A 15,937-nucleotide genomic window follows, 5' to 3' on the forward strand; every position below is an offset into this window, starting at 1 on the left:
CATAGAAAAGTTTACGTTAAAAAGAGTACATTAGATTGTATTTTTACAAAAAAAACTCTAGGTTTACGGACTTTTTTAGGAAAGACTATAAAAATATGAAGAAAGCAGCATTATATGCATTTTTGTTAACCATCTTATACGGATGTGGATCTAATGACAGAGGAGAGCTTCTTGGTGTAAGAACTCAAAATAAGTGGTTTGCTGAAAGACCTTTTGGAATGGTATCTATTCCTGGAGGATCTTTTACAATGGGTAAACAAGATGAAGATGTGGTAGGAACAATGAGTGCTCCGGCAAGAACAGTTACTGTTAGACCATTTTATATGGATGAAACGGAGATTACCAATTCAGAATACAAACAATTTGTTCATTGGGTAAGAGACTCAATTACTAGAACCAAATTAGCTTACATGGCAGATTTTGCTGCCGGAGGAACTTTGATTGATACAGCTGGAGCTGCAAAGTCTGGTGGAATCTATGATTACGCTTTTGCTGTAATAGATACTTCTAACGCCACTGCCTATGAAAAATATATGTTCGAGAACTACTACGACATAGGTACTGGATTAGACTCTTTAAAACCATTGAATTGGGAAAGAGAAATTATTTGGGATACAAGTGAATACCCAGACGAGTATTACACAGAGGTTATGGACTCTCTATACATCAAAAAAGATGAAGCTAGTAATGGAATTAGAACCTTTGACCCTAAGTTTTTAAACTATACTTATTCTTGGTTTGATGGAGCTGCGGCAACCAAAGGTGTTGGAAGTAGAAAAGATTTCCTTAAAAATGAAACAGTAAATGTTTACCCAGATACAACAGTATGGGTAAAAGACTTCAACTATTCATACAATGATCCAATGCATCAAGACTACTTTTTTCACCCTGCTTATGAAGATTACCCTGTGGTAGGTGTAGACTGGTATCAAGCAGAGGCGTTTTGTAATTGGAGAACCAAATACAAGAACGATAAAATTAAAGGTAAAAAAGGAGCAGTTCCTGTTCCTAGTTTTAGACTTCCAACAGAAGCAGAATGGGAATATGCTGCTCGTGGAGGCCTTCAATATGCAAAATATCCTTGGGGTGGACCTAGTACTACTAGCGATAGAGGTTGTTTTTTAGCAAACTTTAAACCTGTAAGAGGAAATTATGCAGTTGACGGAGCTTTATATACTGTTGAAGGAAAATCGTATAACCCTAATGATTATGGGTTGTATAATATGGCAGGAAATGTTGCCGAATGGACTAACACTTCTTACAATGCATCTTCATACTACATGGGATCTACAATGAATCCAAATGTTGAAGATAGAAACAACAAAAGAAAAATCATAAGAGGAGGTTCTTGGAAAGATGTAGCGTATTTCTTGGAAGTAAGTACAAGAGATTATGAATATGCAGATACGGCAAGAAGTTATATCGGATTTAGAACCGTACAAAACTCTCTTGGAAAATTAAGGTCAATTACAAACAAATAATAATAATTAATACTAACCCCCAAAACATAATTAGTTATGGCACAATCAAAATCTACAAAGAAGTTATTTAACATGGCTTACGGTATCGGAGCTGCAATTGTAATCTTAGGAGCATTATTTAAAATTATGCACTTTAACATTGGTCCTCTTACTGGAGGAATGATGCTTACAATTGGTATGGCTGTTGAAGCTGTTGTATTTGCTATTTCAGCATTTGAACCTGTTGAAGACGATTTAGACTGGACTAAAGTTTACCCTGAATTAGGAGACGAAGACGGAGAAGCTTCAGGAGCAAACGGAATGTTGTCTCAAAAATTAGATAACTTATTAAAAGAAGCACAAGTAGATACCGAGTTAATGAATAACCTTGGTAACAGCATCAAAAGCTTTCATACAGCTGCAGAAGGTTTAAGCGTAGCTTCAGAATCTATTTCTACTACTGCTAAATACAATGAGCAAGTTGAAAAAGCTGCGACTCAAATGGAATCATTAACTGGACTGTATGAAGTTCAGATGGAAAATGCTAATAAGCAAGCAGAAATTAACAACTCAATGATAGAAAACTCTGAAAGATTAAAAGAGCAAATGGAGTCATTGGCTAGCAATTTATCTTCTCTAAACGGAGTATATGGTGGAATGCTTTCTGCAATGTCTAGCAAGTAATTAGTTCATTTATTGTTTAACTTAAAAAACTAATTCACATGGCAGGAGGAAAATTATCCCCAAGGCAAAAGATGATTAACTTAATGTACCTCGTTTTCATTGCAATGTTAGCAATGCAAATGGACAAAAAGGTATTGTCGTCTTTTGGATTTATGAAAGAAAAAATTGAAGACACCAATCAAGCGGCGTCTACAAATATTACAAATATCTTAAGTAACCTTAGTACTAAAGCTACAGATCAACCTGATAAATTTGGAGAGCTTAACAACAAAGCAAAACAAATTAATACGCTGTCTACAGATTTTTACAATTATATAGGAGCTCTAAAAGATTCTATTTTATCAGATACAGACCCAGAAGATTTAGATAATTACGAATCGATGAGTGGATCAGATAGAGTAGATGCAATGTTCTTTGCTGGAGATGGAAATACACCACAAGGTAAAGAGTTTTTAGATAAAATTAATAACTATAGAACAAGTGTTCTAGGAATTTTAGGAAGCGGTGCTAATTCTGACTTAATTACTAATATCAATAAACGTTTTGATACGTCTGATGAACCTTCTGGAGAAGAAGGTACACCAGATATTCCGTGGATACGTAGTCGTTATGAAGGAATGCCTATGATTACTACCTTGGCAAACATTACGCAAATTCAAGGTGATATCAAGAATACAGAAGCTGAAATTTATACCAATCTTTTAGGAGGCCAATTAGAAAGCGAAGTATCTTTAACCAATTATAAAGGAATTGTAGCCTTAGATAAAAACGCATATTTCGCTGGCGAAAAAGTAACTGGTAAAATTGTATTAGGACGTTATGATGCTACCTTGAAACCTGAAAAAGTTATCTTAAATGGTAGGAATTACACTAAAATAGAGGCAGGTCAGGTAATTGTTGATGTTCCCGCAGGAAGTGTTGGTAGTCATGATATAAAAGGTAAAATTACATTTACACAAGATGGAGAACCAATTGATGTACCTTTCGAAAGTTCTTACTCAGTAATTGCTGAGCCAAGTGAAGCAGTAATCTCAGCTGATAAAATGAATGTGGTATATCGTGGATTAGACAATCCAATTTCAATTTCTGTTCCAGGAGTTGGAGATAAGGATATCTCTCCAAGTGTACCTGGAAGTAATAAGCTAACAAGAACTGGTTTAGGAAAATACATCTTAAATCCAGGAGCTGGAGATGAGGTAAGAATTAATGTTTCCGCTAAATTAAGTAGTGGTAAAACCATTAATACACCTAAGGTATTTAGAATTAAAGACATTCCAGCAGCAGCAGGAACTGTTCGTGGAGACTTTGGTGTAGTACCTATGCCTAAATCAAGTTTAAATAATACGCCAATCAAAGCTGAGTTACCAGACTTTGTATTTGACTTACAATTAGAAGTTCAAGGATTTACTGTAAAAGTACCAGGACAATTAGCTGTAAAAGTAAACGGAAGTCAGTTTGATGCTCGTGCAAAAAGAATTTTGGCGAAAGCAAGAAGAGGTGATGTAATTACTATTTTTGATATCAAAGCGATTGAAAAAACTAAAAGAACACCTCTTAAAAAGGTTTTACCTGTAAGTATACAGATTACAAATTAGAAGAAAAATAGAAGTAGTATGATTAGGAAGCATTTTTATACAGTTGTTATCGCTTTATTAGCCACAGGTTATATGGGCGCGCAAGCCAATTTGTTAAATGCTACTAAAGTAGATCAAATTGGAAAGAAAACTGCCGAGAAAATAGCGGCAGATAACGATGCACCGTTATCTTATGGGTATATCGATGAAAGAGACATCTTATGGTCTAAAGTAGTGTGGGAGTTTGTAGATTTGAATCAAAAGATCAATCTTCCTTATTATTTCCCTATTGATACTGCTAATATTTCTAATGATAGAAGATCTCTTTTTGATACGCTTTTAAAAGCGATAAGAAAAGGAGATATAGAAAATGTATACTCTGATTCTTTCTTTACATCTAAAGTAGCTAGCACAGAGATTGATGAGAAATTAGTAAACATTCGTGTTACTAATAATTTCCCAGATACGTTTAGAATTCAAACGCAAGACATAGAAGGATACATGATGAAAGGGATGTGGTATTTTGACAAACGTCAAGGTGAGTTAAAATACAGACTCTTAGCTATTGCTCCTATGGGGAAAGATGTTTTAACTCTTGGTTTACCAGATATAGAAGATGATGAATTGTATGAGCTTTTTTGGATTTTCTATCCTGAAGCAAGACAAGTGTTACATGATGCTAAGGTTTTTAACCCTAAAAACGCTTCTCAACCTATTTCATTTGACCATTTATTAAATGCACGGAGATTCAGTTCTGTAATAGTCCGGGAGGAAAACATCTACGGAAATAGAAAGATTGCAGATTATATTAGAGGAAATGCATTGTTCCAGTTACTGGAAGCAGATAGAATCAAAGAAAATATTAGAAACAGAGAAATTGATATGTGGAACTATTAGTTTTATATACAATATAATTTAAAGCGCTTCGATTATCGAAGCGCTTTTTTTATTGAAAACAGTATTTTTGAATTGTGGAAGTAGATTATATTATCGTAGGTTTAGGATTGGCAGGATTAGCCTTTGCAGAAGAATTGAGTCAAAACAACAAAAGCTTTGTGGTTTTTGAAGACCATTCTCAAACATCATCTTTAGTGGCTGGAGGAGTTTACAATCCTGTAATTTTAAAACGATTTACTCCTGTATGGAATGCAAAAGAGCAGTTAGAAATAGCACTGCCTTTTTATCATTCCCTTGAAAAGAAATTGGGATCTAATCTAGATTACAAGTTTTCTACTAGAAAAGTTTTTAAAAGCATAGAGGACCAGAACAACTGGTATATAGCATCAGACAAGCCAATTCTTTCAGAATTTATGAATCCAAAGATTTTGAAGGAAAAGGTAAACGGAATTATTGGAGATTATGGCTTTGGAGAAGTCTACAAAACCGGAAGAATAGATACTCATAAACTTATTGAGTTCTATAGGAAAAGATTAGAAGAAAAAGATCAAATCAAATATGAAAAGTTTAATCATTCTGAGATTGCTTTTACTGATTCATCATCTACGTATAAAGGAATTGTAGCAAAACAAATTGTTTTTTGTGAAGGATTTGGGTTAAAACAAAATCCATTCTTTAACTACTTACCGTTAAATGAAGCGAAAGGAGAGTTAATTACCATTCATGCCCCAAACCTAAACATACAGTTTTTAGTGAAATCTACCCTGTTTATTTTGCCTATAGGCGACGATTTGTATAAGGTGGGCGCTACATTTAATTGGAAAGACAAAACATCTACTCCTACAGATGAAGGAAAACAAGAACTTATAGATAAACTCAAAAAAGTAATTGATGTTCCTTATCAAATAGTGGATCATTCAGCAGGAATAAGACCAACAGTAAAAGACCGAAGACCTTTAGTAGGTGTACATCCAAAATACAAACAATTGGTTGTATTTAATGGTTTGGGAACTAGAGGTGTTATGATAGCTCCTTCTCTAGCCAAAGAGTTGTATAAACATTTAGAAAATGGAGAAGAAATTAGTAAAGAAATTTCTATATCCAGATATAAAAAAACCTTACTTCAATAGAAATAAGGCTTTTAGTAGCTTAAAATGTGTATTTAAGGTCATATCAATCTACCCCCTAATGAAGATTAATGTGTTTGCTACTATGTCTTTGAGATCTAGTTTTATGTAAATAGTATCGCATTCTACTGCTACTATTAGCTTGCCTCATTTCCCTATTTCTTCTTATTTTTTCTTTTATTTTATTGATGATTGTGATCATAAAAGTGAAAGATTAATAAATAGGGGATCATGTAATTAGTTATGTTGCGAGCAACACTCAAATTGACGAAAAAAAAATCAAAAAACAGTAAGTATTAATACCCAAAATCAAGTAATTAACGAAAAAGATGCTTGTTTTTTTGAACCCAAATACTAAGTGAACCGGTTTTTCGCTCTAAATTTAATTTATTGATAATATTGCTTCTGTGTTTTTCAACTGTACGAGGAGAAATAAATAATAAATGCCCTATTTCTTTATTGCTTTTATGTTGAGAGATGAGTTTAGCAATTCTTCTTTCAGTCATTGTTAACTCCTTAAGAATGTTTTTAGACTCTTGAGTATAACCCAACATATTCTTTATTTTTTCACTGAAGTAGGGTTTATTTTCTGAGACAGATTGAATGCACTTTTCAATTTCTTCCAAAGCAAATTCTTTTAATAGATAGCCATAAATATTTATTTTCTTAGCTTGCAAATAAAGCTCTACCTCTTTGTGAAGTGTTATTAATATAGCCTTAGTCTTACAATTGTTCTTTTGTATGGCTTTAGCAATTTCAATTCCAGTTAGAAAAGGCATTTCTACATCTAAAATTGCTATGTCAGGGTTGTTTTTTAAAATAAAATTCATTGCAGCCTGACCATTTGTAGCCGTTCCTACTACTTCATGACCTTTTTCTACTAAGAGATCTTTTAATCCTTTAATAAGGATAGGATGATCATCAGCAATAAATATTGAGGGTCGTATCATCTTTACGTAGTTTGTATAATTATTTTAAAAACAGAACCACTGCCAGGAGAAGATTCAACTTTTAAAACACCATTTAAATACCTAACGCGTTCTTTAATTGTTTTTAAACCTAAACTTTTTAGATTTTTAAATTTAGTTAAAAAGTCGAAGCCTACACCATTATCTTGTAAAGTCATCACGATTTGATTCTCGTCTTTTTCTACCTGAAGCTTAGCCGATTTAGCTTTTGCGTGTTTGATGATATTTGAAAGACATTCTTGAATAACTCTGAAGAGGTTTAGTTCTTGCTCATTAGAGAGTATACCATCAATATTGTCTACATCTCCAAAGATGTATGTATCTGGGTAATTCTCATCTAATTGCTCTAAGAGATTATGAATAGCAGACGTAATTCCCAGTTCTTTTAATTGCAAGGGGTATAGCACTCTTGAAATACTTCTCATTTCTTCTATTGCATTGTTTAGTAATTCTTTCGCATCATTGTTTTCCTGTGGAATTTTGTTTTTTACAATCAACAAACTTTGTCCTAAACTATCATGTAGATCTTTAGATATACGTTTCCTTTCTAAATCTTGAGACATTAAAAGGTTTTGAGAAAAATGTGTTTGAAGCTGATTCTTTTTTTGAAGATGCTTTCTGTTTCTGTATAATAAAATGATAAGAAAAGTTAAGAACAAACCAATCCCTCCAAAAATGATTAAACGCCTCTTATTTTCGTTTTGTGCTGCTAGAAAATCGATGTCATTTTTTTGCTTTTGAATTTCAGCTTCCTTTTTTTCAGTTTCATACAAGGTTTGATAATAAGCTAAAGCGTTGGTTTTTGTTCTATTAAAAATAGAATCTTTGATGTTCGTATAAGTTGTATGGTGTTCAAGGGCTTTTTTATGATCTCCTTTTTCAAGATAAATTTCCGAAAGACTACGGTTAATATCAAGAATAGAAGAAGAGTTTTTGAATTTTTCTTGATCTCGTAAACTAGCAGTATAAATAGATATGGCTTTGTTTTTTTGTCCTGTTTTTGATAGATAATAAGCTTTAGCTAACTGATACCTTTTATAACTTATCGTGTTTTTGTCTTCTTGCAAGACAAGTTGTTCTGCATCATCTAAATATTGTTTCGACTTATTTAAATCAATACTAGAATAAAATTTAGATAGAGCAGCATAAATTGAGACTCTATTTTTTTGAACGTTTTTATTCTTAAGAGAGTACTCCAATGCTTTTAATAGGTTTTCTTTTTGTTTTTCTTTGTTGTTTGTTTTTTTATAGGAAGCATAATGGTTGTAGTAATCTACTGATAGCCCATGCAAAAAATTAAGATCTAATTTCTTTTGAATAAGTTTTTCTCTTTCTATAATAGCTTTTTCTGTAAATCCATTAGCTCCATAAATGCTAATAATACTTGCGAGAGTATAAAAAGTATACTCTTTGTCGCCAAGAGTTTCATAATATTTTGAAGCTAATTTGTAATCATTTACAGATTTCAAAAAATCACCAATTTCAAAATGAGCCTGACCTCTAAAAAAAATAGCATCAGCTTTGTGTATTGAGTCTTTGTCAGAATAAAGATTAATAGCTAAAGAATAATAATCAATCGCTTTTTCAAAATCTTTTCCATTAAAATAACCGCCTCCTTTTTTTAAATACAATCCACCTTTTAAATAGGAATCATTAGTTTTATCAATAAACTTTTCAAGTTTTCTTATAATTGTCAATGCTCTTTCTCGCTGACCTAGCCTGGTGTTGATTGTGTAAAAAACATGAATACCTGCTTCTATAGCACTCTCATATTTTTCTAGCTTTAAGGCTAGAGTGATATATTTTTCTGCATATTCTGCATGTAAAAGATCATTATGGTCTTTTTTATATATCTGAATTAAACTATCAATACTTGATAGTTTTAAGGTCTTATTGGATGTAGTATCTATTATCTTTTGAAAGTAAACAGTCTTAGCTTGCCCAAAAGAAAAAACAGACCATAGCAAAGCAATAACAGTAACTATGTGCTTAATTTTCATGAAGTTATGGTATTGGTAATCAAATATTAATAAAAATAAGTATTAATACGTACGTGTCAACACCTATTTTTAAAATAACAGATTTATAAGTAAATAATCTATTTTTTCAAAGGTGATTTGTATTTAACAAACATATTTATCCAAAGAATTCTGGATAGCCTCAAGTTTATAGGAGCTGATAAAATCAAAACGATAATAATAGCCGCAAAAGATTGAAGCATGGAAAGATCTAAAGCAAGTTTTGTGATTAAAAAAGTTAGAATTGAAATCGCTACGGTAATAGCATAGTTTACATACATAGCACCATAAAAGAAAGAAGGTTCTATCATGTATTTCAATCCGCAAACAGAACAGGATTGATGAAGCTTAGTTATCTTTTTAGGATTGAATGTAAAAGGAAATTCAAAAAAATTACCTTCATGGCATTGCGGACATTTCCCTTTGATGATGCTATAAGATTTTTCCCCTTTTTTAAACATGATGGTAATTAAGTTAGAATTTATTATACCTTTACGTTAAGCAAGATATTTACTGCAAAAATACTGAAAAATGAAAAGAAAATATTACTTACTACCCTTGTTTTTACTGACTTTTTTGTCAGTTAATGCTCAGTTCGCATGGGAGGCAATTACATCAATAACCAATGACCCTGCTAATGGGCAACGTTATGATGATGTCTTTTTTTTAGATCAAAATACCGGTTGGGCAGCTAATGGTTTTTATGCTGCCATCTATAAAACAACTGATGGTGGAGCAAACTGGACATTGCAAACAGATGGAAACACATTAGAACCAGGTGGAGGTTTGTATTTTAGAAATGTTGAATTTTTAAATGCAAGCATTGGATTCATAGGAACTTTTCAAGGAAAATTTTATAGAACAACAGATGGAGGGGCCAATTGGGCTGAAGTAACTGGTATTAGTCCTAACCCTTCGGGAATTTGTGGAATTGAAGCTGTAGGAACTTCTACAGTTTATGGAGTAGGTGAATTTAGAGAGCCAGCAGTGATGATAAAATCTACCGACAGTGGAGTTACGTGGACTCATACTGACATGTCTGCTCATGCAACAGCTTTAGTGGAAGTAGAGTTTGTAGATGAAAATTTAGGATATGCAGCAGGCAAAAGCGCTACAGGAGGAATTGTTATTAAAACTACCGACGGAGGAGCCAATTGGACAGAAGTATACAATTCAGGAGTAGCCGGAGAGTTTGTGTGGAAGTTACAAATATTAGAAGGGTCTAGTGGAAATACAATTTTTGGCGCAGTACAACAAGCTGCTACAAGTTCAGGAAGATTAATAAAAACAATAGATGCAGGTGTTAATTGGACTGAGAAAAATGTTCCTGGAGCCGATATTCAAGCTGTAGGATTCATTTCAGAAACTCATGGATGGATGGGAGGTTCAGATGTGGGAATCATGGAAACAACTGATGGCGGAGATAATTGGACAAATATTGGTGTTGGAGGAAACTTAAATCGAATTTTTGTTGTTAATAATACTTATGCTTTTGGGGCAGGAACAACAGTTTACAGATATTCTGATGCAACATTATCTACTGATGATGTGCTAGGAGAAAGATTGCCACTGAAAGTAGAGCTTTCTGAAAATCCAGTTGAAGATTTATTAAAGTTTACTATCACTTACAGATTTAATGACAATATGGTAATTGAATTGTATGACATTCAAGGAAAGTTAATCAGGCAATTAGCAAGAGATAGAATTTCAGATGTTTCTGGAGGTACAAAAAACTATGAGTTTAACGTAAGTGATCTTTCTGCTGGAATGTATATTTTGAATTTTCATAACAATACAGGAAGACAGTCTACAAAATTTATAAAAAAATAACCCACAATAGAATTGCGGGCTACATGGAAAACTAATTAAGGGACTAAATTTCTCACAGAATTAAGGAGTTTCTTTTTTATTTAAATCAAATGAATCTATAGCGAACTCTAGAAAGTCTTTTAATTCTTCTCCAGTTGTCTTTAAAGAATCTGAGGGCTTAATACCTCTTTTATTTCCAGTGAATTTGTAGTAAATATGATTGAAATCTTGATGTGTCATTTTTTGAAACTTCAATAAATTATTTGCAGCGCTAATAGTTATGTAAAACTATTTTTTTTACTATTTCCTTTTTAAGGAAATACACCCTTTATTTAGATAGAAAATAACTACTGATTAATTACTTTTACCTAGTTTTGTGTGATTAAAATTTTTCATGATACATGGTTAATGTTCACAATCTTACCGTTACATTTTCGGGTACAGATTTATTTTCAGGAATTACTTTTAAACTCAACCGAGGAGATCGTGTTGGATTGATTGGTAAAAATGGTGCAGGAAAATCTACATTACTTAAAGTTCTTTCTAAAGATATAGATAGTAGTGGAGGAACTATGGCTTTTGATAAAGACATCCGCATTGGATTTCTTCGTCAAGACATCGATTTTGTTCATGGAAGAACTATACTAGAAGAAGCCTATCAAGCTTTTGAAGAGATTCAACAGATTGAGAAAAAGTTAGAAGAAATTAACGAACAATTAGCCACTAGAACAGATTATGAAAGTGAAGGGTATAATCAACTTATCATTGATTTAAATGAATTCACTGAGAGATACGAATTACTAGGAGGATATAATTACCAAGGTGATACTGAAAAAATTCTTCAAGGACTAGGGTTTCAACGAGAAGACTTTGATAAACTTACAGATACCTTTTCTGGTGGTTGGCGTATGCGAATTGAACTGGCAAAATTGCTACTTCAGAATAATGATATCTTACTTTTAGATGAGCCAACTAACCACTTGGACATCGAATCGATTATTTGGTTAGAGCACTTCTTAAAATCATATGCTGGAGCAATAGTATTGGTCTCTCACGATAAAATGTTTTTAGACAACGTTACGAACAGAACTATAGAGATATCTTTAGGTAAAATATACGATTATAAGAAGCCTTATACTCAGTTTTTAGAATTGAGAAAAGATATCAAAGAAAAGCAATTGCAAGCCTTCAAAAATCAAGAAAAAGAGATCAAACAAACACAGCAATTGATTGATAAGTTTAGAGCAAAGGCTAGTAAAGCTTCTATGGCGCAATCGCTTATTAAAAAATTAGATAAGGTAGAACGTATAGAGGTAGATCAAGATGAGAGTGCAACCATGAATGTGAGGTTCAACGTTTCTAAAGATCCAGGAAAAATCATTTTTGAAGCAGAAAATTTAGCAAAAAATTACGGCGATAAGCAAGTGCTTCAAAATGTAGATTTATTAATTGAGAGAAACAGTAGAATTGCTTTTGTAGGTCAGAATGGTCAAGGAAAATCTACCTTGGCAAAAATGATGGTTGGAGAAATTCCTTTCGATGGAAATTTAAAACTAGGACATAATGTAGAGATTGGATATTTTGCACAAAATCAATCTGAATATTTGCCGCCCGAAAAGACGGTAGTAGAAATCATGGAAGATGCTGCAGATGATAATAATAGAGCTCGAGTTCGTGATATGCTAGGAGCATTTTTGTTTAGTGGCGAATCTGTAGATAAGAAAGCAAAAGTGCTTTCGGGAGGAGAAAGAAATAGATTGGCTTTATGTAAATTGTTATTATCGCCATTCAATGTATTGATCATGGATGAGCCGACTAACCATTTAGATATTGCTTCTAAAACGGTATTAAAGAAAGCACTACAAAACTTTAAAGGAACCTTAATCTTAGTGTCTCACGATAGAGAGTTTTTACAAGGTTTAACAGATAAAGTTTATGGATTTAAAGACAAAGTCATCAAAGAATATTTAGGAGATATTGATTACTTTTTGGAGGTTCATAAAATGGAAAGTTTACGAGAAGCTGAAAAAAGAACGGTAATAAAGGAAACTAAGAAAAGTTCTCAAAAAGAAAAATATCAGTTATCACGTGAGCAAGAAAAAGAGTTGAAAAAACTTAAAAATAAATTATCTAAGATAGAAACCCAAATTAGTGATCTTGAGAATGAAATTCAGCAAATAGATATTGCCTTAGCAGAGAACTACGATGAAGTCTCTAGCCAACCAAACTTTTTTGAAGATTATAAATCCAAAAAGAAAAAGTATGATGAATTGATGGAAGAATGGGAATTAGCTGAAGAAGAAGTAACTAATTTTTCTTAGAATGTTTACACATCCAATTAGAACAGAAAACCAACAAATTTTCTTGCCTGAATTGGAAGAAAGAAACATTCAGTTGTTCATCAAAAGAGAAGATCAAATTCATCAAGATGTCTCTGGAAATAAATTTCGAAAACTCAAATACAATATTCAAGAAGCTAAAAAGCAAGCCCAAACTACCTTATTAACTTTTGGAGGAGCATTTTCTAACCATATTCTTGCTGCAGCGATAGCAGGAAAGGTATCTGGTTTCAAAACTATTGGAATTATTAGAGGTGAAGAATTAGGAGAGAGTTTAGAAAAAACCTTCCTCTCTAATGCTACGCTTAAAAAAGCTTATGAAAATGGAATGCAGCTTGAGTTTATCTCTCGTGATAAGTATAGGCAAAAAACAACCCCAGAATTTTTGAATGAACTACAGTCTACATATGGAAGGTTTTACCTGATCCCAGAAGGAGGAACCAATGAATTAGCAATACAAGGCTGTGAAGAAATTTTAACAAATGAAGACGCTCAGTTTGATTATATTTGTTGTTGCGTGGGTACTGGAGGAACGATTTCTGGATTGATTCGTTCAACTGGAAAGCATCAAAAAGTAATTGGATTTCCCGCATTGAAAGGAAATTTTTTAAATGATGAAGTGAAGCGTTTTGTTGCTGATAGAGATAATTGGAACTTAGTTGATCAATATCACTTTGGTGGTTATGGAAAATTTTCCGAATCATTAATTTCATTTATCAATACATTCAAACAACAAACAAAAATTCCCTTAGATCCAATTTACACAGGAAAGATGATGTTTGGGATTTTAGAGATGATTAGAAAAGAAGAAATACCAAACAATTCAAAAATACTTATGATCCATACAGGAGGATTGCAAGGAATAAAAGGGTTTAACCAACAACTGGAAAAAAAGGGAAAAGATCTAAAAATAGATTTATGAGAATACGGTCACTTTTTATTTTGCTAGCGGCATTGTTTTTAGCAAGTTGTAGTTCGAGTAGAAGAGTTACAACAAAAAAGAAAAAACAAAAGGTTACCGTAACAGAATCGAAAACTAAAAATTTACCTTCGGTTAAGCAAATTCAACATGTTAGAAAGTTAGAAAGAGGAAATAAATCTTTAAACAAACACTCACTCAATTACATCAGAAAATATGCACCGTTGGCAGTAATGGAAATGCATGAATACAAAATTCCAGCTAGCATAACATTGGCACAAGGAATTTTAGAATCTGGAAACGGAAGAAGTCAATTAGCTTCAAAATCCAACAATCATTTTGGTATCAAATGCCATACTGGCTGGAAAGGTGGGCGAGTTTACCACGACGATGATGAAAAAGGAGAATGCTTTAGAAAATATAAATATGTAGAAAGTTCCTACAAAGATCACTCAAAGTTTTTAAGCTCAAGAAAAAGGTATGCTGGGCTATTTAAATTAAGAAGAACAGATTATAAAGGCTGGGCCAGAGGTTTAAAAAAAGCAGGATATGCTACAGATAGAAAGTATCCAAAGAAATTGATTAAAATTATTGAAGATTACAAACTATATGAGTTTGATAAATTTTCTAAAAAAGACTTAAGAAGAGGAAAACGAGTTGTCAAAGAAGACAAGAAACCTGAAAAAAAGAAAAAGGTTAAGAATTCAGTCAAGTATTACGAAGTGAAAAAAGGAGATACGTTGTACTCTATTTCTAAAAAATTTGGAACCACTGTTGAAGTTTTAAAAAAGCTAAATAAATTAAAAAGCAACAATTTGTCAATTGGACAACAACTTGTTGTTAAATAAGAAATTCGCGAAGACTAAGAGGGCCTCCGCGAATCCTAACCAAACAACTAACATATTCAATTCTACCATGAATAGTTTTTTCTCATAGCCTGTTTTTTTATGGCCTTAATCATAACACTTTCTAATTCGTTCTTTTTAGAAGATTCTTTTTGTTTTTGAGCGATAAAAGCTCTTCTTTTTTTATTCAATTCATTGATTTTTGTTTTAATCTCTGAACGAATCTTTTTTTGTTTTTCAACATATTTTTTTAACTCAGCATCAGACATTTTTTGCAATTCTTTAGGAAGTTGATTTCTTTTTACTTTAGAATAATCTACTTCCTCTTTTTCAGATCTATCAACCAAATCCCAAGCAGAATTGTTATACAATCTGTTGCTTTTACTCACGGCTCTTTTTACACTTACTGGAGCTGCTAATTTTTCGGCATTGGTATCTTGAATTGCCTGATTTGCATATTTGCTTCTGCCTTTAGAACCAAAGTAGATGTATGTTTTGTTCAACTTTTTGTTCAGAATGATGATTTGATCATCATACGGTGTTACGATATGAACTATCTTTTTGTTATGATTAATAGTCATATAATCTCCACCGCCTAACTCAGCCCCATCTTGCCACATTCCAGAAATTCCAGTGTTGTAATCTCCACAGTAAATCGTATTGATGATTACATCTTTCTCTTTTGCGTCAGCAATAGCTTCTTTGTAGTTGATTTTTCCTTGCGTAAAAGGTTCGTTTCCCGCAATGAAAATCAATCGTAAATCGTTTTTATTCTTACCCCATTTTAATCCTTTTAAAGAAGAATCAATTACTTGTCCACAATACTCTTGTCCGCCATTAGTAGTTAGAGAGAATAGTTTTTCGGAAATCTCATCCAGATCGCTACTAAATGTTAAAACCTGTCTAATATACCCGTCAGACGATTCCAATCGGTCATTTCCGTATTCATACAAAGCAATTTCTAAATCAGGTTTTTTTATACCATATTTAGCATAAGAAAGTTCGTTTACAATTTCCCATAATTGAGCTTTGGCTTGATTAATTAATCCGTCCATGCTATTACTCGTGTCTAGCAACAAAGCAACTTTAATTGTTTGCTTTTTCTTTTTGTCGTTCTTCGGATCGTTCGTTGCATAAGAAGCAACAGAGATTCCTAAAAGAAAAACAGTAATCACTTTTAACATTCTAGTTCTCATAATTTTTTTGTTTTTTGATGAATGATGAAAAGTTTGGTTTGTTAGCATTGACACTTCAATATTAGGGCCAACTTTTTGTAAAAAAAACTCAGAATGAGTGA

The 15,937-nt window shown here is 32.6% G+C and carries 14 protein-coding genes; 9 read left to right on the forward strand and 5 right to left on the reverse strand.

Features of this window, described 5'->3' with window-relative positions; genetic code table 11:
- The first annotated feature begins 95 nt into the window (after positions 1-95).
- From porK to AAON49_RS13490, 5 genes are all read left to right on the forward strand, one after another.
- Positions 96-1,481: a T9SS ring complex lipoprotein PorK/GldK gene (gene porK / locus AAON49_RS13470; RefSeq protein WP_349555325.1), complete on the forward strand. Its 1,386-nt coding sequence runs from the start codon at positions 96-98 to the stop codon at positions 1,479-1,481.
- A 36-nt stretch (positions 1,482-1,517) separates the two neighbouring features.
- The gene (gene porL / locus AAON49_RS13475) at positions 1,518-2,144 is read left to right on the forward strand and encodes a type IX secretion system motor protein PorL/GldL (protein ID WP_349555326.1); all 627 of its coding nucleotides are present in this window, start codon (positions 1,518-1,520) and stop codon (positions 2,142-2,144) included.
- Positions 2,145-2,182: 38 nt separating this feature from the next.
- Positions 2,183-3,739, forward strand: coding sequence for a type IX secretion system motor protein PorM/GldM (gene porM, locus AAON49_RS13480; RefSeq protein WP_349555327.1), 1,557 nt, complete (start codon positions 2,183-2,185; stop codon positions 3,737-3,739).
- A gap of 18 nt (positions 3,740-3,757) precedes the next feature.
- A complete protein-coding gene (gene porN, locus AAON49_RS13485; RefSeq protein ID WP_349555328.1) occupies positions 3,758-4,615 on the forward strand; it encodes a type IX secretion system ring subunit PorN/GldN in 858 nt (285 codons plus the stop codon).
- Positions 4,616-4,689: 74 nt separating this feature from the next.
- On the forward strand, positions 4,690-5,745 hold the full coding sequence (locus tag AAON49_RS13490) for an NAD(P)/FAD-dependent oxidoreductase (protein WP_349555329.1): 1,056 nt from the start codon (positions 4,690-4,692) through the stop codon (positions 5,743-5,745).
- A 314-nt stretch (positions 5,746-6,059) separates the two neighbouring features.
- Here AAON49_RS13490 and AAON49_RS13495 read toward each other — a convergent pair whose 3' ends face one another.
- From AAON49_RS13495 to AAON49_RS13505, 3 genes are all read right to left on the reverse strand, one after another.
- Complete coding sequence (locus AAON49_RS13495; RefSeq protein ID WP_349555331.1) at positions 6,060-6,692, reverse strand: response regulator transcription factor; 633 nt, start codon at positions 6,690-6,692, stop codon at positions 6,060-6,062.
- Positions 6,693-6,694: 2 nt separating this feature from the next.
- Positions 6,695-8,710 (reverse strand): ATP-binding protein, encoded by a 2,016-nt coding sequence (locus AAON49_RS13500; protein ID WP_349555333.1) that lies wholly within the window; start codon positions 8,708-8,710, stop codon positions 6,695-6,697.
- 98 nt (positions 8,711-8,808) lie between these two features.
- Positions 8,809-9,189 (reverse strand): DUF983 domain-containing protein, encoded by a 381-nt coding sequence (locus tag AAON49_RS13505; RefSeq protein WP_349555335.1) that lies wholly within the window; start codon positions 9,187-9,189, stop codon positions 8,809-8,811.
- A 70-nt stretch (positions 9,190-9,259) separates the two neighbouring features.
- On the opposite strand from AAON49_RS13505, the gene AAON49_RS13510 reads away from it, so the two are divergent.
- Entirely contained in the window at positions 9,260-10,558 is a 1,299-nt protein-coding gene (locus AAON49_RS13510; protein ID WP_349555336.1) for a T9SS type A sorting domain-containing protein, read from the forward strand.
- Positions 10,559-10,618: 60 nt separating this feature from the next.
- Here AAON49_RS13510 and AAON49_RS13515 read toward each other — a convergent pair whose 3' ends face one another.
- Positions 10,619-10,777 (reverse strand): hypothetical protein, encoded by a 159-nt coding sequence (locus AAON49_RS13515; protein ID WP_349555338.1) that lies wholly within the window; start codon positions 10,775-10,777, stop codon positions 10,619-10,621.
- A gap of 161 nt (positions 10,778-10,938) precedes the next feature.
- Between AAON49_RS13515 and AAON49_RS13520 the strand changes: the two genes are divergently transcribed.
- From AAON49_RS13520 to AAON49_RS13530, 3 genes are read left to right on the forward strand one after another with little or no spacing between them, the layout of a single operon-like run.
- Complete coding sequence (locus tag AAON49_RS13520) at positions 10,939-12,858, forward strand: ABC-F family ATP-binding cassette domain-containing protein (protein ID WP_349555339.1); 1,920 nt, start codon at positions 10,939-10,941, stop codon at positions 12,856-12,858.
- Between the two features lies 1 nt (position 12,859).
- Positions 12,860-13,798 carry a 1-aminocyclopropane-1-carboxylate deaminase/D-cysteine desulfhydrase gene (locus tag AAON49_RS13525; RefSeq protein ID WP_349555341.1) on the forward strand — a complete coding sequence of 313 codons (939 nt, stop codon included), beginning with the start codon at positions 12,860-12,862 and terminating at the stop codon, positions 13,796-13,798.
- The gene (locus AAON49_RS13530) at positions 13,795-14,643 is read left to right on the forward strand and encodes a glucosaminidase domain-containing protein (protein ID WP_349555342.1); all 849 of its coding nucleotides are present in this window, start codon (positions 13,795-13,797) and stop codon (positions 14,641-14,643) included. The genes AAON49_RS13525 and AAON49_RS13530 overlap by 4 nt, the downstream gene beginning before the upstream one ends.
- A 62-nt stretch (positions 14,644-14,705) precedes the next feature.
- Here the strand turns inward: AAON49_RS13530 and AAON49_RS13535 are convergent, their stop codons facing one another.
- The gene (locus tag AAON49_RS13535; RefSeq protein WP_349555344.1) at positions 14,706-15,836 is read right to left on the reverse strand and encodes a vWA domain-containing protein; all 1,131 of its coding nucleotides are present in this window, start codon (positions 15,834-15,836) and stop codon (positions 14,706-14,708) included.
- Between the last annotated feature and the right edge of the window lie 101 nt (positions 15,837-15,937).

The organism is Pseudotenacibaculum sp. MALMAid0570 (assembly GCF_040151415.1).
In the GTDB taxonomy this organism is placed as follows: Bacteria; Bacteroidota; Bacteroidia; order Flavobacteriales; family Flavobacteriaceae; genus Polaribacter.